General features: G+C 54.7%; 17 protein-coding genes. 3 read left to right on the top strand and 14 right to left on the bottom strand.

Annotated features, from left to right (window positions below):
• Positions 1-70 precede the first annotated feature (70 nt).
• Genes M1E04_RS25620 through traJ form a run of 7 tightly spaced genes read right to left on the bottom strand, consistent with a single transcriptional unit; the run spans position 71 to position 12,261 of the window.
• Positions 71-4,414 carry a zincin-like metallopeptidase domain-containing protein gene (locus M1E04_RS25620; protein WP_456293333.1) on the bottom strand — a complete coding sequence of 1,448 codons (4,344 nt, stop codon included), beginning with the start codon at positions 4,412-4,414 and terminating at the stop codon, positions 71-73.
• 15 nt (positions 4,415-4,429) lie between these two features.
• Positions 4,430-4,588, bottom strand: coding sequence for a hypothetical protein (locus M1E04_RS25625; protein ID WP_456293334.1), 159 nt, complete (start codon positions 4,586-4,588; stop codon positions 4,430-4,432).
• A 2-nt stretch (positions 4,589-4,590) separates the two neighbouring features.
• Positions 4,591-6,690, bottom strand: a complete 2,100-nt coding sequence (locus M1E04_RS25630) for a DNA topoisomerase 3 (RefSeq protein ID WP_456293335.1) — start codon at positions 6,688-6,690, stop codon at positions 4,591-4,593.
• A 4-nt stretch (positions 6,691-6,694) separates the two neighbouring features.
• Positions 6,695-7,246, bottom strand: coding sequence for a conjugative transfer signal peptidase TraF (traF, locus tag M1E04_RS25635; RefSeq protein ID WP_456293336.1), 552 nt, complete (start codon positions 7,244-7,246; stop codon positions 6,695-6,697).
• Positions 7,243-9,186 (bottom strand): type IV secretory system conjugative DNA transfer family protein, encoded by a 1,944-nt coding sequence (locus M1E04_RS25640; protein WP_456293337.1) that lies wholly within the window; start codon positions 9,184-9,186, stop codon positions 7,243-7,245. The genes traF and M1E04_RS25640 overlap by 4 nt, the downstream gene beginning before the upstream one ends.
• Positions 9,183-11,849 carry a TraI/MobA(P) family conjugative relaxase gene (gene traI, locus M1E04_RS25645; protein WP_456293338.1) on the bottom strand — a complete coding sequence of 889 codons (2,667 nt, stop codon included), beginning with the start codon at positions 11,847-11,849 and terminating at the stop codon, positions 9,183-9,185. Before traI ends, M1E04_RS25640 begins: the two co-directional genes overlap by 4 nt.
• A 34-nt stretch (positions 11,850-11,883) precedes the next feature.
• The gene (traJ, locus tag M1E04_RS25650; RefSeq protein WP_456293339.1) at positions 11,884-12,261 is read right to left on the bottom strand and encodes a conjugal transfer transcriptional regulator TraJ; all 378 of its coding nucleotides are present in this window, start codon (positions 12,259-12,261) and stop codon (positions 11,884-11,886) included.
• Positions 12,262-12,586: 325 nt separating this feature from the next.
• Here traJ and M1E04_RS25655 point away from each other — a divergent pair, with 325 nt between their 5' ends.
• From M1E04_RS25655 to M1E04_RS25665, 3 genes are read left to right on the top strand one after another with little or no spacing between them, the layout of a single operon-like run.
• Positions 12,587-12,979 (top strand): TraK family protein, encoded by a 393-nt coding sequence (locus M1E04_RS25655; RefSeq protein ID WP_456293340.1) that lies wholly within the window; start codon positions 12,587-12,589, stop codon positions 12,977-12,979.
• Positions 12,979-13,707, top strand: a complete 729-nt coding sequence (locus tag M1E04_RS25660; protein WP_456293341.1) for a nucleotide-binding protein — start codon at positions 12,979-12,981, stop codon at positions 13,705-13,707. Before M1E04_RS25655 ends, M1E04_RS25660 begins: the two co-directional genes overlap by 1 nt.
• Complete coding sequence (locus M1E04_RS25665; RefSeq protein ID WP_456293342.1) at positions 13,707-14,144, top strand: conjugal transfer protein TraM; 438 nt, start codon at positions 13,707-13,709, stop codon at positions 14,142-14,144. Before M1E04_RS25660 ends, M1E04_RS25665 begins: the two co-directional genes overlap by 1 nt.
• Before the next feature lie 49 nt (positions 14,145-14,193).
• Here the strand turns inward: M1E04_RS25665 and M1E04_RS25670 are convergent, their stop codons facing one another.
• From M1E04_RS25670 to kleA, 7 genes are all read right to left on the bottom strand, one after another.
• Complete coding sequence (locus tag M1E04_RS25670) at positions 14,194-14,832, bottom strand: IncP plasmid survival protein KfrC family protein (RefSeq protein ID WP_456293343.1); 639 nt, start codon at positions 14,830-14,832, stop codon at positions 14,194-14,196.
• A 28-nt stretch (positions 14,833-14,860) separates the two neighbouring features.
• Positions 14,861-15,214: a KfrB domain-containing protein gene (locus M1E04_RS25675; RefSeq protein ID WP_456293344.1), complete on the bottom strand. Its 354-nt coding sequence runs from the start codon at positions 15,212-15,214 to the stop codon at positions 14,861-14,863.
• A gap of 378 nt (positions 15,215-15,592) precedes the next feature.
• Positions 15,593-16,606 (bottom strand): ParB/RepB/Spo0J family partition protein, encoded by a 1,014-nt coding sequence (locus M1E04_RS25680; RefSeq protein WP_456293345.1) that lies wholly within the window; start codon positions 16,604-16,606, stop codon positions 15,593-15,595.
• Positions 16,603-17,373: a ParA family protein gene (locus M1E04_RS25685; protein WP_456293346.1), complete on the bottom strand. Its 771-nt coding sequence runs from the start codon at positions 17,371-17,373 to the stop codon at positions 16,603-16,605. Before M1E04_RS25685 ends, M1E04_RS25680 begins: the two co-directional genes overlap by 4 nt.
• Positions 17,374-17,375: 2 nt before the next feature.
• Positions 17,376-17,678: a TrfB-related DNA-binding protein gene (locus M1E04_RS25690; protein WP_456293347.1), complete on the bottom strand. Its 303-nt coding sequence runs from the start codon at positions 17,676-17,678 to the stop codon at positions 17,376-17,378.
• Positions 17,679-17,898: 220 nt separating this feature from the next.
• Complete coding sequence (gene kleE / locus M1E04_RS25695; RefSeq protein ID WP_456293348.1) at positions 17,899-18,234, bottom strand: KleE stable inheritance protein; 336 nt, start codon at positions 18,232-18,234, stop codon at positions 17,899-17,901.
• 110 nt (positions 18,235-18,344) lie between these two features.
• Positions 18,345-18,566 (bottom strand): stable inheritance protein KleA, encoded by a 222-nt coding sequence (gene kleA / locus M1E04_RS25700; protein ID WP_456293349.1) that lies wholly within the window; start codon positions 18,564-18,566, stop codon positions 18,345-18,347.
• Between the last annotated feature and the right edge of the window lie 483 nt (positions 18,567-19,049).

A 19,049-nucleotide genomic window follows, 5' to 3' on the forward strand; every position in this document is an offset into this window, starting at 1 on the left:
GGGGGGGTGTCAGCCTTCCATTCATTGATGGTCGACTTAAAAGCCTCTGATTGACTGCTCACAGCACCTCCTACCGGCCTATAGCCCTTCGAGTCTGATGACTGTCCTCAATGCCTTGCACACGCTCCTGGTTAGGCTGCTGCACCCTCCCCTGCTGCTCGATCACCTTGGCAACAGCATTATTTACCTGGCGTTCCAACCCGTCGCGACCAAGCGAACTTTTGGTTGCAAGGTCGTTGAAATCTGTCAGACGCTTCATTCTTTCCAGGGCGGCGAGCTGAGCATCAGAGAGCAAACCACTTTTGAGCTGTGCGGCACGCTCTGACTGCGCAGGATCTGCTGCAGACGGGCCAGATTCACTAATGATCGCCTTCAGTTCGCCGGATGCCTGAACGTGCTTGCGGTACGCCTGGGGAGTGATTGCCGGCAACGCATCGGGGTAGATCACTTCACCAGGTGCAAAGGTCGGAAAAATGGCTTTTCCTCCGACAGCTTTTGCAGCTTCAAGCGCTTTGGTGCGGCCAGCATTAGTGCCATGGGTGATGACCTGGTGCTTATCGTCGTCTCCGGCAATGACGATCGGCTTATCAGGAAACTTGGCATGAAGCGCTTTTGCCACTGCCGGGAGATTGCCCGAATCGAAGGCTGCGACGGTTGCATGCCCCAGGCTGGAAGCGAGCGTGCTGGACGTGGCATAGCCTTCGGCAATCACAATCACTGGGGCTGCTGCGAGCGCCTCCATGCCGCCTAGCGGGTGAAAACAACCCTCTTTGCGACCATCCTTAGCGAACCGCTTTGTGCCGTCCTTCTGGATATATTGGGCGGTCCACTGCTTACCGTTCTCGTCAATGGCGGGTATCACCGTTTGGATGCCGGCCTTGTCGGTTAGGACGCCATGTAAAGGCTTGATTCCTTTTGCCGTGAGATAGGGGGTCGATTCAGCAACCGGCACCAGGCTCTCCATACTGCGGGTCACTTTGGCTGCAACAGCTTCATGGGTCCTGAGCGTTTCGGCTTCCCGGGCTTGCGTCTTGCTCGCTGCCTCGGCATGCAAGGCCGCTTTTTGCTCGTCAGTGAGGGAATAGCCTTTGCTTTTCCACTTAATATCAACGCCGGTTTTGTTGTTAATCAAGACGCCGGCCGGGTGGCCGTCCAGGTGAGCCACATAGAACCCATCCGCCGCACCTTTTCGGCCCCCAACGACAGGAACGCGGTGCTTTTTGCCATCCATGATTGGATGATCTTTCGCACCGCCAGGCACCAGGCCAACAGCCTCCATCGCCTCGATGAATTCCTGGCGAACGTCCATTGCCGGCGACTGCTGGTTGCTGACATTTTCCGGCTTCCACCGGGCCAATGCTGCCGCGTCACCATCCGGGCCGACATACCAAGACTTGGCGGTTTTATCCCAAGCGGCTCCAGCGGCCTTGGCTGCCGCTTTTTCGCCAAAGGGCACTGCCAAGTACTCGCGGGATGACTTCGGTATTGCCGGGGTCTGGGAGACTTCATTGCGCTCCTGCGTCGGTTCCGCGGCCTCGATCTTCGGCGCCGGATTTAGCCAGTGAGCGAATGGCTCTTTGTCTACGCCGTCCGGGATGTACCAGGATCTCTCTTGGCGGTCCCATTTAGCTCCCAGCTCGCGTGCCTGCTCTTTCTCCTTGAAGGGCACCTGCACATAGGTTCTATCTACAACTTGGGATGGCTCTGCTTGAACGCTCGGGCTTTGCTCCTCAATGAGTTCAGGAGCAACCTCAGACTCAGCAACTGTTTCTTTAGCAGCTAAAGCGGTCTGGTCATTCGTGGCTTCAACCGGCGCGTGGCTGTTGATAGCAGCCAGCCTTTCTGCCTGTGCTTGCGCTTCGGCTTCGGTGGCATAGTCTGCTAACCAGACGGCCATGCCTTCCTGATCGCCTGCATAGAGGCCGTAAAACTCAGGCGTTTGATCGCCCTGGACCATGGAAACACCTTTACCGTCAGGATCTGTAGCGATGCCTGTCACCTGCGTTTCACCTGACCAATCGCCGGGCAGTTCGTATCCCATCACCTGGCTGCTGGTGACTTCTAGCAATCTCCCAAAACTCGCTTTTAGCTCGGGTTCTGGCTCGCTCCGCACGTTGCGCAATGCTGTGGCCACCATCTGCTCATCAGCGGAAAGCGCTGGCAACAACGCCGGCTCAGATTCTGCTTTCGTTGCTTGGTCACGTTTCGCCACGTCATCACGGCGGTGTAGTTCATCTCCGAGGATTTCGCCGGCACGCTCGATCTGGTCTGCCACGTTGTCTACGTCGTTGAACATGGCCTCCATAGCGTCTTTGCGGCGGGTCCAGAAATCATTGTCGCTCCCTAGCGGGTGCATGGAATTCAGCACCTGGTTGAACACCTTCAATTGATCGTCAGTCATCCGTAGCACAACTTGATCGAGGTCATTCCGCTCGATGGCTTTCAATGCCCATTCTTCGGCTTGAACAGTCGGTTTTTCTGGAGATGGGATCTGCATGTTTACCCCCTGCTCGCTCTGTTCGGCTTGCGAGGTTCGTGCTTCCATTTCTGACAGGTATTCGCGAAGCTCCTTGTCGTCCTCGATGTCGCCTGTATACCGGCCAAGGTCACGAACAGTTTCATACATCCGCTCCTTGACTGTTGGGTTTCTCAAGACGTTCTCACGGACCCATTGCTTGGCTTCCGCGATAGCGTGCTGCTGCTCATCAAGAAGCTTTTGTTCCTTTGGCGACGGCTCAAATGACATTTCTGAGTAAGTTGCCAGATAAGAAGCAAGCTCACTGGCCTTGCTGTATGTCGGGTCGCTCATGCGTGCGGCCATTTCCTCATCGAACATCTGGCACGCGGGGCCTAGCCAGCTTTCCGGTACGGGGGCTGGTTGTTGTTGCGATTGACCTTGAGTCTGAATTTGTTGCTGCTCTAGACCGAGGACAAATGTCTGGATTTTCTCGGCGTCCGAGGCAGCGCGGAAAATCTCCATAGGATCGTTTTGTAGGGCCTTGATCCAGGAGGCTACATACGAGACATGCTTCTCTGGATCATGCCCGATGCCCAGCTCGTCGCCGAGGATCATGCTTGCGATTTCTGCGCGCAGTTCCTCTTTGGCGTAACCCTCTGAGCCAAATGGATGAGACAGGTCGCGATCAAGACGCGACCCATGGCCTGTCCAATGGCCCAGCTCATGCAGTGCAGTCGCGTAGTAGTTTTCAGCGCTTGGGAATTGCGCCTTGTCTGGCAGCTGGATGTTGTCGGTCGATGGTCTGTAATACGCCTGGTCACCACCGTGGCGAATGTCCGCGCCCGATGCTTGAAGGATGGTTTCAGCGCGCTCCAAGGCATTCCAGGTTTGGACCGGCTTCTGGTAGGTCGGCAGGCCGTCGATCTGCTCTGCGTTGAAGACGTTTGCCATGAACATCTTTGGCCGTTCCAGGCGAACACGGACTTTCACCGGATCACCGTTGCCGTCCAGGACGGGTTTATTGTTCTCGTCGCGCTTGGCCTGCTCTTCCTCAAATTTCCAATACTGAATCGAAGTGCTTTTTTCGCCTTTCCGGACTTGGGCACCGGCCGCTTTCGCCTGGTTGAAGGTCAACCAGCGCTGATCCTCGCGGCCTTGAGACAGCAGGTGAATCGCGTTGATGCCCTTGTAGCGGTTTCCGGTAGTAGGGTTGAAGGGCATCATCCCGCCGCCGTCGCCTGCTTTCCAAGGCATCTGCCACGGCGCTGTGCCTTGTTTCAGCTGCTCAATGAGGCGTTCGGCCACGACTTCGTGGAATGGTTTTTTTGATTCCATGGTCTGTTCCCGCTTGAACTGTGCCTGGTCTGATTCGGGGAAGTTTTGTTGCGACCTAGTGCGGTCGCGCATCCCTTCGGCAACCATCGTCGTGACATTGATAAGGTCGCGGATCTGCATAGGGCGCGAGCGCTCTATGCAGGTTTCGCGAAAAGATCGTGTGCCCTCGATCACGTTGCCGCGCGTCTGCGGCTCGATGGCTTCGCACGCAAAGGCAAACACTTCCTCGGCTTTTAGCGAGTCGTCTGCTTCTGGATAAAGCTGCGCAACTTCGTCCCAAAGTTCGGACATACCAGGTTCGTTGCGGGCTTCAATGATTCCGTCTAGGACTGCTCGCTTTTCGGCGGGCTTGAAGGTGTTGATCCCAAAGTGTCCAAGGATTTCGTGCCTAAGAGTTCCTTTAAACTCTTCCGCGTCACGAAAATTGGAAGTGGGGAAGTCTGCTTGTCGGCTTCCGGGACGAAATGCACCGAGGATTCCTCCAACGGCGTCTCTTGTGGCTTGCGGTCCATAAAGTTCCTCCTGCGTCTCTCTGAGTTTGTAGCTGACTTTCGCTGCAACCGGGTAGGTCGCGCAAAACTCAACAATTAGAGCCTTGGCATCATCGACGGATAACGTCATTGAAATTCGCCTCCGTTACTCGTCGCCGCTACTGTCTGTCGCGTCTTCGACGCTCAAGGCGTCCTCGCGAAAGCTGCCGGCTTCATCTGCTTCGTCCGGATCAAATTCAACCTCAAAGCCTGGCACCATGGCGTCGGTCAGCTTCTCGTTAAGTGCTTCGTTTCGATCACTCATGGTCATGCTCCTTTAGCTTCGGCAGTGGTTGCCGCTGGCTTGCCGATGTTGGGCTTGTTGAGGTTGGGTTTGCCTTTGAAGTCGGGAAAACTCGCTGTGCAGGATGGGTAGCCGCTGCATGCCCAAAAATGCGTGTTGGGCTTTTTTCCGTCGCGACGAATAAGACCCTTTTTGCACTGAGTGCAGAAATGCACGGTTGATACCTTGGGCGCTTGCTTGGCCCCGGCAATCTTGACTGAACCCTGATTAGCCTTTGCCACCTGGTCCCGGACAAGCGTTTCTTGTTTATCCATGAACGCTTGCATATCGCCGCTGCCTTGCTCGATGGCGAGCAACATGCGTTCGTACATCGCCGTCAGCACAGGGCTTTTCACTACCTCCGGCAAAGCGTCAATCATGCTGCGGCCAAGCTCGGTGCTAACCAGGGCCTTGCCCTTGACGACCAAAAAATCACGGCGCTTCAATTCCTCAATGATGGAAGATCGGGTTGCAGACGTTCCGATCCCATCACCGTCGCGCAGCATTTTTTTATGTTCTTTGTCGTCTACGAATTTGTGGATGTTTTCCATGGCCTGGGGCAACGTCCCCCCCGTGAAGCGGCCTGGTGGTTTGGTCTTTGAATCGCGGCGGAGTGCCTTGAGGCAAGCGACTTGTTCGCCGGTTTTCATGATCGGCAGGCTCTGTGAGCCAACATCTTCACCTTTACCCTCGTCTTCTTCGGAATCGTCCGATTCGTCAATACCAAACGCGTCTTGCCAACCGTTTTCCGTGACTACGTTGCCATGGGCAGAGAAATATTCGCCGGCAACGTCCAGCTCCACAGTGGTTTTCAGGTACTCATGTAATGGGTAAAACTGGGCTAGGTAATGGCGGACGATGATGTTGTGGATAGCCTTTTCTTCGGGGCTGAGCCTCGACGCATCAACCACCTGAACGGTAGGAATGATGCCGTGGTGAGCCGTAACCTTGGCGTCGTCCCACGTCTTGGATTTGATTTTAGGGTTGGCCCCGTCAATCAAATTTCCCAGTTCAGGCACAACGCTTTTCAGCGCTTCCAGGATTGCCGGTGCATCTGCAAACTGCGACTCTGGCAAGTAAGCACAATCAGTACGCGGGTAGGACGTGATCTTGTGGGTTTCATACAGCGACTGACAGGTGTCCAACACGGTAGCGGCGCTGTAACCGAAGTGTCTGGACGCCAGAACAGTCACGTCTGTGAGCGAAAGCGACTTGGGCTGCGGCTTGGTTTTGGGCTCTTGCTTATAGCTTGTGATTTTGCTGTCTTGGCCTGACAACTTTTTGACCAGGGCGTCAGCTACAGCCGTATTGGTCAAGCGGCCTTCTTCGTCCAGCCCCTCTTGATCCTCGCTCGGTTTCCAATCAGCCAGGAACTGCCCGCCTTCGTGTTTAAAGGCACCGCGAATTCCATGGAACGGGATCGGCTTGTAGCCTTCGATTAGGCGGTCACGCATCACAACCAGGTTCAAGGTCGGAGTTTGTACACGACCCACTGTCAACAATGCCCGTGAGCCGCCTCTAATAGCGCGCAGCGTAAAGGCACGGCTCAGGTTCATACCAATCAGCCAGTCAGCACGGCCGCGTGCCTCGGCTGCGGCTGCAAAGCCTGCAAAGTCTTTGTTGTCTTTGAGCGAGTCCAGCCCCCGTTTAACTGACACGGAATCGAGAGCGCTGCACCAGTAGCGCAGCACGGGCTTGTTATTACCAAAAAGCAGCTTTACTGGCTGATCGACCAGCAGCTGCCCTTCCCTATCCGGGTCGCCGGCATGAATGATCTGATCCGCTTTGGCATACAACTTCGCAACGATGTTCAGTTGCTCCTGAGCGTCTTCGCGAGGGTTGTATTTCCATTCATCAGGGATGATTGGCAAATCCTCGGTGCGCCAAATCTTCTTGCCGTTCTCTGCCCGAGGGGCATCTGCTGCGGTGTAGGTATCGGGGTCGGCCTGCTCCAGCATGTGACCAAAAAACCACGTTACTAAGTCGTTACCGCACTCGATGTAACCTTTGCCTTTACCGGTTTGGCCCAGCTCGGCGGCGATTGCTTTTGCTACAGATGGTTTCTCTGCAATGAAAAGACGCATTGGGTCACTCCCCTTTCCAGGTCAGTACAGGCCGAATCACCGACGTGACCTGGCCGCGAGTAATGGGGCCGAAGTAGCGGCCGTCGAAGGATGTAGGGCTGCGGTCGGACATAAGCAAAAGCTCCGACTCCCCTAGGGTGTACCGCTCCGGCGAAAGCTGCGGCAATGGACGACCTATGCCATCGACGGCAACAGGCTTGCTGAACGGCAGAACGGCACCATTGACCGTAACCCCTTCTTGCGTAACAGAAATGATGTCGCCTTTAGCGGCTAAAATCTTCTTCATCAGATGCCCGTAGTCTCCAGGGCAAAAGCCGGCGTCAATGTAGCCCCGCGCTTTAGCGTCCTCGAAGATTTGTCGCTCTGGCGGGCAGAACATCACATAGGCGCCTTTAGTCACCGGGGCATCCGTTATCCAGTACAACCCAAGCTCCAGGCTCTTACTGGTATTGAGGCGTCCACCAGCTGCGTAAATCCCACCGGCGACTAGCCCAGCACATGCGCTGAATACGAGAGTGGCACCGGCGACGATCCGAAGGCCCTTGCGCGTATTCATATGGCAATGGCCTCCCGAACCGAAGGTTCGTTGACCAGGCGCAGCCGGTCAGTGTCCTTGGGTTCTTCGACGGCCGCGCGAGCTGTGAAGGTAGGGTCTTGGAAGTAGAGGGGTTGTTCGCCGTAGATGGCCGGGAAGCCAGCGACGTAAACGACCATATCCCCAGCTTGAGTAATTTGCCCCTCGGAGTCCTTTTTAGGGCCAGGCATACGCAAGCATTCATCATCGGTAAGCAAAGGCCGCTGGACTTCCTGCATGGTCCTGGACACTTGCCCCATGAAGACACCCGCCCGCTTGCCGCTTGTGGTGATTTGCTCTTTCACCACCGTAGTTACGCCGGTCAGCTTGGAAAGGTGCTGAGCAGTTTCAATCCGGTTAGGCGGATAGGCGTTTTGCACATGGCAGTTCGACGTAATGGTTTCGTCGGGGCCGTACCCTGTTTCACGGCTTTTAAGCTGGTTGATGTCCTGGCAAATCAAATAGAACTTAATTCCGTAGCCAGCAACGAATGCCAGCGACTCTTGCAGGATCTCCAGCTTGCCGAGACTTGGGAACTCGTCCGCCATGAAAAGAAGGCGGTGTTTATAGTTCTTTTTGGAACGAACGTAGGAAAGGGCTTGTTGCTGAAAGCCGAACTTTTGGGCCATTCGCCGCCAGGTAGGCATTTCAGACTGGACTCGCTCAAATTCCATTTTGTCTGCCAGTAGGCGAACAATCATGTTGCAGAGAACACGCACCAGGGGCCGCAAACGCGCTTTGTCGTTCGGCTGGGTGACGATGTAAAGAGTTACCGGGTCGTCATGGTTCATCAAATCCTTGATGCGCCATTGAGACTTGCCGACGTTGCGGGCTACAACTGGATCGCGATAGAGAGACAGGTACGATTTCGCTGTAGACAGCACAGAGCCGGCTTCCTCCTCGGGCCGGTCCATCATGTCGCGACCAGCAGAACCGATCACAGGATGGTTTTCGCCGTTGACGTGGCTGTACTGCGTCATTTCCATCCATAGCTCGCCTACATCGCGGTTAGGATCTGCAAGCATGTTATCGACGTAAGGAAGAGTGGCCGGCGTGCCTTCGTGCTTGGCCTTGTACAAAACGTGCAAGATCATGCCAACCAGGAGTGCTTGGGAGGTTTTCTGCCAGTGCGACTCAAGGCCCTTGCCGTCTGGATCGACAATCAGGGTCGCAAGGTTTTGAACGTCACCCACCTCGTATTCAGTCCCAAGACGAATTTCGTCGAGCGGGTTCCAGAATGCGCAGCCGGTCAAACTGGCAGGCTCAAAACGAATAACCTTGTTACCTGCATGCTCTTTGCGCCATCCGGCCGTCATGGCCCATAGCTCGCCTTTCAGGTCAGTCACAACGGCGCTGTGAGGCCATGAGAGAAGCGTTGGCACAACCAGACCCACACCTTTACCCGAACGGGTAGGTGCGTAGCACAGGACGTGCTCAGGGCCGTTATGGCGCAGATAATGGAGTTTGCCCGACTTGTCGCGCCAGGCACCGACATAAACCCCACCGTCGCGGCCTTCGTTTCCCAGCAGGGTCGCGCCTTCTATGTCCTTCTTGTCAGCCCAGCGCGCAGAGCCGTGGAGATGCTCGTTGGCTTTAGACGAGTTGGAAGCAACCACTTTGGCTGCGGCTGTCACGATCAGGCCAACCGCTGCTACCAGCGTGCCCACACTTCCGGCCGCCGCTAGCTGCTCGGGATAGATGCCGTACCATTTGTACCACCAGTTATAGATGGCCCAAGGCGCGTACACATGGTTGAAGTGGGCACCTAGAACAGCCTGGTAGTCGAACTTGTAGGCAAAAAATTGGCTTGCTGCGGATGACGCGGCAATAAGACTGGTGATGGCAAGGGCTGGAACTACTTTGCTCTTCCCTGGCTTCTTGCCTCTAGTCTGCGGACCTACCGCATTATTGGCTTTACTCATCTGCTCCTTCCTTTTTTAGTAATTACACCTTTGCCATTCAAAATAACTGCGTCTCCCAGCGCATAGCGCTTGATGCGGCGGGCGGTGGCCGCATCAACGGGCAACACAATGATTTCTTCGTCGCGCTTCAAAAGAGCCAGGGTTTCCCCTTCGATCTGCCGTGTTCCGGCGAACAATGCGGCCCCTTTATCCGACTCAGTATAACCCCTATGATTCTGTATATCGAATCCTTTAGCCTGTTTTGAGGTGCGTTCCGCAATGTAATTGTCTGCCGCTGTTCGTGGTCTTGTCGGGGTATTTGCTTGCGGTAAAGGCTTGGGCACGGGTGGCTGCTGCAGACTTGGGACCGCTATAGGGCCATCTACCGGAAGCTCTCGGAGTTTGGACATAGGCTGCAACCTGCCGCGCAACATCGCAGGGGGTTTTCCCCCAACAGGAGTGACACTTGGTCTGTTGCTTAACCCTGGACCGCGCCGGCCTTTTGGATGGGAGTTATTTTCGACTGGCTGTGGCCGCTCGACAGGCACAGCGACAGGCCGACGTATTAAGGGCTCACGAAGCAATGCCGGGGGTTTCTGTCCGACAGGCAGAACCGCGCCCTTGTTAGTTAATCTTAGCCCGCGCCCGGACTTTCCTACTCTTCTTCCTGATTCAGAAAAATCCCGTCGCACGCCAGAAGCATGTTTGGCTCCTTCGTGCTGCATGTTATGAGAAACATCACGCGGCAATAGCACTTCACCTCTTTCGGGGAAGCGAACCACACCGAGTTCGGGCAGCTCTCGCAGACTGTTCCTGGGCACGGACGGCGGCTTGGGTCCAAGTCCTCCAATACCGGACTTATTTGTTTGGCCTGGTCCTCGTCGAATTCTGGTTCCTCTGGGCCCTCCACTACACTTTGCTCCAGCATTGCCATGGTTGCCGCCAGTTGCTCGTCCTCGCTCATCGGCACTTCGGCTTGGTCTTCGTGATCGGTCATTGCCGTTCTCCTTGCTTGTTGATCGCATCAACTCCTGACGCCGCGCCTCTAAGGCACTGTCGTTGAAGGTGATATTGAGATTTGAAGTTGCCGCAACCTGGGCAATCTTCTCTTTGAATTCGTGGCTGCCGCTGACGGCGATGTTCTCGCCGTAGCGATGAATCGCCATGCGCAAAACAGCTTCTAATCCAGCGCGGCCAGATCCGCGCGCTACCAGGAGTGCTTCGCCATCGTCCCGAATAGCTGAGCGGCCGAAGCGATGGATAACGGTGCCATCCTTGGTAACGCTGTCCACCTTCAACGGCACCGGGGTAGACCGCTTTACAGGGCCGCTACCGGCCACTGCGTCTCCGGCCTTGGGCTTGATGCCCTTTCTTGCTCGAAGCGCTTTTAGTGCGGCCTGGTCGCCTTCTTTGGCTTTTGCTTGAAGCCAGTCGGCCCATGCTCTCTTTGAATATTGCCCGTGAATGGATTGGCGCTCGGCCAGGTACTGCGTATTGGCTTTCTGAATATCAGCGTGCATGGCCTTGCTTACCAGGGCATACAAAAGCTTTTTGTTTACGCCTGGACCGCTAAGCAGTTTGATGGCCGAGCGCTTGAGTCTGCCGGTACGCTTAGCAGCCTCTACGGTTTTGTCCTTTCGAAGCTTCGCTACTCCCCACGCACTTGTACGCGCATGGATTTGAATGCCCTGCTCGGCCTTGTAGCGCGCGTACAGCTCGGTTGTGCCTGCGTTATCCGCCCTATGGATCGGTTTCCCTTCGTAACGCTTGCCTGGGTCACCCTCCATATCTCTCAATTGGGACAAGCTGCCGAGACGGCCACGGCGCATAGACGGAGGCTTGCCACCAACTGGAATGACAGGCGGTGCCTTACGATCCCGGCTAGTTGGGTTCTGCTTTGTCGGCACACTCCTTATGGCGTCCACCTCGAAAGCGCCTAATCGCTTTTCAAGGCTTGGCTTTGAGAGATTCCGCGATACAGAACTGGCCTTGACCCCAACACCCTTGCCGTCAGTTATCACTAGGCCATTGCCGCGCGCTTGCAGCTCCAACCCGTTCTTGCGCATCACTTCATGCAGATCAGTCCAGGTCTGAGCCTGTGTCAGCTGATCCGCGCAATCGCGCTTGATCCATCCCAGCAGGCTTTCGATGCCTGCGTGCTGCTCCATATCGTCAGCGCGGTTCTCACTACCGCGTTTCTTGCCTGTGTGATTCGTGAGCTGCAACCCATGCTCACGCTCAAGGATCGACGCCATATCCCCCATGGTTTGATAGGCGCGAAATGGCTCATGGATCGTATGCCGCTCGGGATGAATTTTATTGATGGCGATGTGAATGTGCAGATTGTCGGTGTCGTGGTGTACAGCACTGATCCGCTGATGCTCTCCGAATCCTATTGCCGAACATATACGGTCTTCTACATCGCGCATCACTTCTGCGGGCGGTTGCTCTCCAGGCGCAAAAGAAATGAGCAAGTGATAGGTCTTGTCCCCTTCCGCGCGCTGGTTCCGTTGCTGAACATGCAGAGCCTCAGTTACGGCCCAGTCCAGGGACTCACTTTGAAAATTTGTTAGGCGGACGTCTCCTACACGCTCCTGTTTCTCCTGCGCATTGGTTATGTATTTAACCAAGCCTGCGAAGCTACTTAGCTTCACCTCCTTCATAGGAACGTGACGTGCGATCACAGCAGGCCTCGGCCAATTTTAGCGGCTAAAAAAGTCATAGCTTTTTGACTGATTCGTACATGACGGCTTGCGTTTCTTCGATCCGCTTTAGCAGAGCGCGCACTGTGCCTTCGGTGAGGCTATAGCCTCCGACGGCAAGCTTCTTGTCGTCGGTTAGCCACAACTTGAGCAGTCCTCCCAAACGTCCAAGATCGGCATTCACTTTCACCAGGTCGCCTACAAGCTGGCTATCCAAGGTGCTTTTAATCTCGTAGCCGATTCCTACGTTGAGCAGATAGCTCGACACGGTAAGGCCGACCGCATTGGCGTTTTCCGTGATCTTCGCGCGCTCGCTCGGCAGGCAATACACCTTCAAGGGCGGGCTGCCTTTCCGCGTTGCCGGCTTTTGATTTGATGGTTCTTGATCTGGCATTTGCTTCTCGCTTCTGTCGGCGGTAGCCGGCGCCTCGCAGAGCAAGATTCCCGTTGAGCACGAAGTGCGAATAAGGGGTAGTGAAGGAGGAGCCGCCCGTTTACGGGTGGGCCTACTTCACCTATCTTGCCCAGCTAATCGCCGTTGGTACTCCAAAACAATACCATGCGCAGGGCCGTTCCTTTACCATTTTTTTCGATATAATCGTTGTTTTCTTCTCGCGTAGCCGGCAAAAGTACGGTAAAACAACGATGTGTTCGGCATAACAACGGTAGAATGACGGCAAAACAACGTTCGTTGATTGCTAGAGGAACGCGGTAAGAGCATGGCTAAGAATCTGTCAGAGAGAATCGCTGACCGGATGCGCAATAAAAAAACCACGGTTAGCGCGCAGAACCGAGGGGCTTTTCTTGCTTTGAAGGGCGAAATAATTCAAGCCATTGAAGACCGATGGCCTGTGAAGCAGATATGGGAAACGCTGCATGAAGAAGGAAAGGTAACGTTCAGTTACCAGGCATTCCGCAACTATGTGAATAGCTTGATCTTGGCACCAAAGCAGCGCGCAGTATCGAAACCTCCAGCTCAGGGACCGCGCCCTGAAAAAGAGCCGGTGCCGGAAAAACCGCGCACCCCTGCATCGGATATTTTGCCGCTCCAGCCCCCCGCCGTGACCGGGTTTCAGTTCGATGCAAAACCCAAAAAAGAGGACTACATCTGATGGCAAAAATCCACATCATGCTCCAGGGCAAAGGCGGCGTAGGGAAGTCGTTCGGATGCTCGGCACTGGCTCAGTTCTATAACTTCAATGACCGCAAGGTGACACTCATCGACACCGATCCGGTGAATGCGACCTTTGCCGGCTATGAGGCTCTGAACGTCCAGCGTCTCGAACTGATGAACGCGCAGAAACAAATCAACCCGCGCTACTTCGATGATCTGATACAGATCATCGACGCGACCGATTGCGACATTATTATCGACAATGGCGCCTCGTCCTTCGTCCCGTTGACCCATTACCTCATCAGCAACGATGTTCCCGCGCTCCTAAAAGAAATGGGGCACGCGTTGGTCATTCATACGGTGATCACTGGTGGCCAGGCGCTTTTCGACACGGTTTCTGGCCTGGGTCAACTGGCGAGCCAGTTCCCGCAAGAAGCTGAATTTGTGGTCTGGCTCAATCCGTTTTGGGGGGCGATTGAGCATGAGGGCAAGACGTTCGAGCAGATGAAGGCTTATCGCGACAACAAGGCGCGAATCAGCTCTGTCGTCCACGTGCCAAACCTCGATCCCGATACGTTCGGCAAGGATCTGAGCAACATGCTGCAGGACCGAGTTACCTTTGACCAGGCGATTGCAAACTCCGATTTGAGCATTATGAATCGTCAGCGCTTGAAGTTGATCCGTAGCCAACTGTTCAGCCAGCTGGAGACAGCGGGGGTACTGTAATGGCTGACGACCTGGACAATCTCCGGCAAGAGATTCACCGCGTACACGGTGTTTCAGTCGGCATGGATGACCCTATCATGATCCTTTACACCCTCAATAATCGGTTGTTGGCCGAGGGTGCAAAAGCTCAGGAAGAACAGCTAGAGCAATTCAAGAGCGAGCTAGAGGGGATCGCTTACCAGTGGGGTAATGATGCTAAAGCCAAAGCCGAGCGCATCTTGAATGCGTCACTGGCGGCCAGCAAAGAGGCAATGGCTGGCTTGATGCAAGTGAGCGCAGCCGAAGCCGCGAATGCGATGCAAGCAGAGTTCGACAAAGCACTACGCCGCGCTGAAGCTCCGGCGCAGTCCGCCCGCAACCTCGCAGCGTTGAACATTGCTGCGTCGCTGATGACGCTTGTTGCCGGCGTATTGGTCGCATGGGCGTCACTGCACTAACCCGGCAAAAGGTCCAAAAAAAACCGGCATGAGCCGGTTTTTTTTCGTATCAACCTTGAGAGCGACTTAAGCTGAGTGACTGCGTATGTGCGCGACCTAACGTCGGAGTCTGCTCGCGCTCAACTTTGAGACGCTTCGCTTGGTCTTGTTTGCGCATTAGCGCTTCATGGGCCCGCTGGGCTGCGCGCATTTCATCCCAACCTTCCGCTAACTCCGGCTCAGCCTGGCGGAGCTTGCGGGTCGCAAGCTCTTCAATCCGGGGACCATGAAGGCCCATACCATCCTTGATTTCCCTAACGCCTTCTAGACGCCCATGAAGTCGCTGTAAAAGCGCCTGTTGCTGCTGGACTTGACTTTGCCAACTGGCTTTAGTGCTGGGCAGCGAAAGAAATCCCGGTTGCTTCGCCTCAATCTGATGGAGCTTGGTCTCCTGCTGTTCGATTATGCCTTCTAAGCGGTCCTCAATCCGCTCCACCTGATCGTGCTTAGCTTCGACTTGTGCCGCCAGGGCGGCGCCGTATTGAGACGCCAAAGGGGCAGTTTCCAACATCGTCTGTTGTTCGCCCTGGGCGTCCTCTGCTTGCCGTTGAAGTACGTCAGCCTCTGATGCAAAGGTTGCCGTCGATTTGACTGGCACATCAGACAGGGGCTTTGCGGGCTTCTGGTTTTTGTCTCCAACTGCATTCATAAGGACACTCCGATTTTAGCCGCTAAAATTAGCGCTTGACCCCCCTACTTTGGGTTTGTGCTGGGGTATCAACCTTCGCACGTCCCGCATCTTGACTATAGGTAATGGTTTTTGCGCTTCCAATTTCAGGTACTTTATCGAAATCTGAGCGGTTGTGCTGCACAAATTCGCGTCCGATTTGCTGGTAAACACTATCCTTATTAGCGTGAACAATCACACCACTGTGCGCAGCCGTTTTGTCGGCCTGTCGGGACTGATGGATGTTGTAAATGGCCGGCTTTAGCGCTCCGGCTTTCTCCACATTCACGGTTTCCCACTTCCCTGGCGCATTCTCATCTTGAACAAGCTTCTGCCCATTCATTACAAGGAGGCGCTGTTTCATGTGTCGCTCCGAAATCGCTGCTTTGGCGATGACTGTAAGGTGCTCAAACGGGCCGAGGTTCGGCCCGTGCCATCCGATTTATTATCGTCGAATTCATTCTAACGACTCTGAGTTCGATCAATAAGAATTTTCTGCCGCGCCATTGTGTCGCAAACCCTTATCAGGTTTAGGTTTTTGGCGTTTTTTTCGAGGCGGCATACTGGCCTTTTAACACCTCAATCCAAAGCTAAGCGGGGTCCAAGCTCCTTTCTCTGACAAACACTTGCAGTGCTGCGGATGTCGCCGAGCTCCTCGAGGTGAACAGTTGTCATCCCTCGATCCTCTTCCCAGACTTCAAATGGAATCTGCGCCTAATGCCAGGCGCAGCTCCAGCACACATCAACCCTCGACCAGAGCAACCAACTTTGCGGACGCTAAGCTGGCTTCAAACTCTTCCCCGCTGACCTCGTTCTTGAACCAGGCCACTTCACCTTCGCTCGGGCGCTTGTTCAAAATCAGTCGGCACAGGTCGCCATCAATCTCGACCTGGACGATTGCTTTCTTGAGCTTGGTGGGATCTTCCTCTTTCGTCTCGGACTTCTTCTTGGGCGGCTGAGCTTCGCCTTCGGCGTCTGTCTCACCGTTGAACGCGTCAACTGTGTCGGGATCGCGCTTAACGCCCTCCTCCAGGAACTCACGCAAAAGCTTGACCGATCCACGCGTAATCTCTTGGTTAACGTCGGCTAGCCAGTCGGCCACCTCTTGGGGTTTCGACTTGTGAGCCGTTACCAGCTCGTTAACCAGCGTCACGTCAGCGATACGGCCACTATCGTAAGCTTGGGCAATCGCAGCAGGCAGATCGAGTAACGCGGCGTGTTGCGTGATGTACGCCGGCGACTTGCCCCAGCGCTTCGCGATTTCCCCTTTTTTCATACCCGACGCCATACGCTGAGCGATCAATTTGGCAATTTCCCGGGCCGTGTGACCTTCACGCTGGATATTCGCGACCACCTGGTCATCTGGTACAAAATCGTTATCGACGATTGACCAAATGGTCGCCTTCCCGGCCCATTTGGAGCCACGATAACGGCGGGCACCGTCGTTGATGATGTAGCGCCCTGGTGCGTCTAGGTTTTCCCGGACTGAGATAGGCTGCTTCACGCCGCGCGCCTTAATCGTACCGCCGATTTCAGCGATCATTTCCGGACGAAAACCTGGATTGTCTTCAAGCCGCGGTTGATTGGCATCTTCGTCGATCACATCCAGGGGCAGCTCTTTGAGCGCGCTATCTGCTACAGCCTCTGCTTGAGACTTTAGAAGACCCGAGAGCTTCATGCCTCCCAAACCTATGCCGCCTGCCTTCTTCGGCCCTACACCGCCTTCCTGCCCCTTCTTGTCAGCATTGGCATTCATTGGATGACCTCCATTTTCTCAAACACGTACTGAGTCATTACTAGCACCTCTTTCGTCGCTTCACGGGCAGCTGATTTCTTAACTTCCCATACGGGAATCTGATTGCCCAACGCCTCCGCGATGCTGTCACGTTGCCGAATGTCGAAAGGCATAACCAGATCTGCGTAATCGGCGCGCAGGATCTGCATATTTTCGACCTGACGCGGAATTTTCGCGTTGTAGCGGTTTGGAAGCATGCCGATGAATTCCAAACCGGGATTTGCTTCGCGAATGTTCTGGATAACGGCAACCATCAATTCCATACCCTGCAAGCTATACGGCTCCATTTCCACTGGCGACATAACAAAATCAGCGCTGAGCAGAGCCGATGCCATGACGTTGCTGAGAAAAGGCGGGGTGTCGATCAGGCACACGTCGAAAAATTCTGACAGCGCATGCACATGGATGCGCAATAAGGTGGCCGCGTCCTCCAGCTCCAGTTTTTCGATGTTGGCAAGGCCATCATCGTTACTGATCAGCGTGATCCCGCTATTATCGCGATCAGTGAAAAAGGACGGCACCAGATTCGGTGACTCGTCAAACATCTGGCTCGCGGACAGGCCGCACGCATGCGGATGCAGGGTGTAGCTCGCGTTACCTTGTGGATCAAGGTCGATCACAACCACGCGTAGCCCACGGCGAGCTCCATCGAACGCCAGGTGGCAGGTCGCCATGGTCTTCCCTTGACCGCCCTTCTGTATCGCTGTTGCCAGTGTCTTCATTTTCATTTTTATGATTCCGGTTTTTTGCTCGCCTGAGCCCACTTTTTCACTATGAACGCCTGATGTGCCGGCAGGATTGCCGTTACGCGCTCGTACCCGCTTGCTACTGCGGTTTTTTCCTCGAACGCTGCCCACACCCTGCCAACGGCTTGTGAAATCGCCCCGGCAGTCAGTTGGAGTTCCTGCGCGAAGTGCGCTTGCGACTTGCCCTGTACCAGCACCCCATGCGCTATTTCCAGCGTCTGAGCCGATACGTTCAAGCCCTTTGTTGCTTCCGCAAACTGGGCCTTGGTCATGTTTTTTTTGCGCATGGATCATACCCATAATTAGCTCCGCACCTGGCAAGTTGAACAAAGCGGTGTCCGCCGCCCACGCCATCTAGTTTAGCTAAACTATTAGTAAAGATCAACAACTTTAGCCGCTAAAACCTTAAATGTAGCTAAATAAAAAGACCCCTGGGTAGGGGCCTTTTTATACACTGCTTTCGGGTCGAATTGCTCTCTGAGTCGCACTTTATTTTCGATATATGGGTTACTTCACGCCCTTCGGCTTAAATACTGATACGAAATAGGTAAGAACTACTAATACTAAAAAATGAAGTGCGAACGTCCAGCCTGCATGACTGCCAGGCGTGTCCCAGTGCCAAACCATCACCAGCGCTTGAAACACTACGTCAAGGGCAACAATCCAACGCAACAAGGGCCAGGTAAGGACCGCCGTGAACCAAAGGGCTTTGACCACACCGAATACTGCTTTTTTGACTACACCAGATCGGCCGGGTGTCTTGACTGCTATCGGCTCTGGTGCCGCATCGAGAGCTGGACGGGAACCTTCACTCCCTGGAAATTTGTATACATTATTAGTCATAGCTTGACCCTCCCATGCGATTGCATGACCATGCTTAATGCAAGCACCTGGCTTGGGCTTGATGTGTCCGCATCGAGTCAAGTGCCCCGGAGATATCCGGGGCGCTTCATTCAACTTGACGGATAAGCCAGGTTTTTTGCCTTCTCTACGCCTTCCGCTGAAAACTTACCTCTGACGTCTCTCTCAAGCTTACAAGCTGCAAGGCTTGCATGCTCACGAAGCTGCGGATTGTGCGTCAGCTCGGCAGCCTGCAGAGTCAGTTCCTGAATGGTGTCGCGACGTTCCTGAAAATCCGTTTTGGCGGCTCCTAACAATAAGTCAATCCAAGGCATGATTAACTGTTAACTCATCGGGTTTCATTTCCGGTCTTTGACATGGACGAAACGGCTGGCATTCTGCGGCAGAATAGGTCTTAAAGCCCTATATAGTAAAGATATTTTAGCTACCTTCTGTAATTTAGCGGCTAAAATTCTCGGACCCTACTCGACCCAAATGCGCGGATTCCCGGCCATATCAGCCAGGATTGCCCATGCAGCATAAGGTATAGGCGCATCGCCGCCTGTCCACCGCCGGATCTGTCGGCCTGTTTGAATACCCAACAAACGCGCCGCTTCGGCGCCCTTGAGTCCTCGCGGAGGATCAATCCTCAAGAGTATTTCCCGAACTTCGTCCGGGGTGGGTTGCTCCCAGCTCGCGGCAGGCCGGAAACACTCTCGTCGAATCTCATATCTGACGGTTTCGGTCATGCTCTGTCTCTCTGTTCTCTTCTGGCGTTCGACCGGGCTTTGGCCCTGGCCTGTTCAAGTCGCGGAGTT

Source organism: Pseudomonas sp. AK106 (assembly GCF_053903055.1).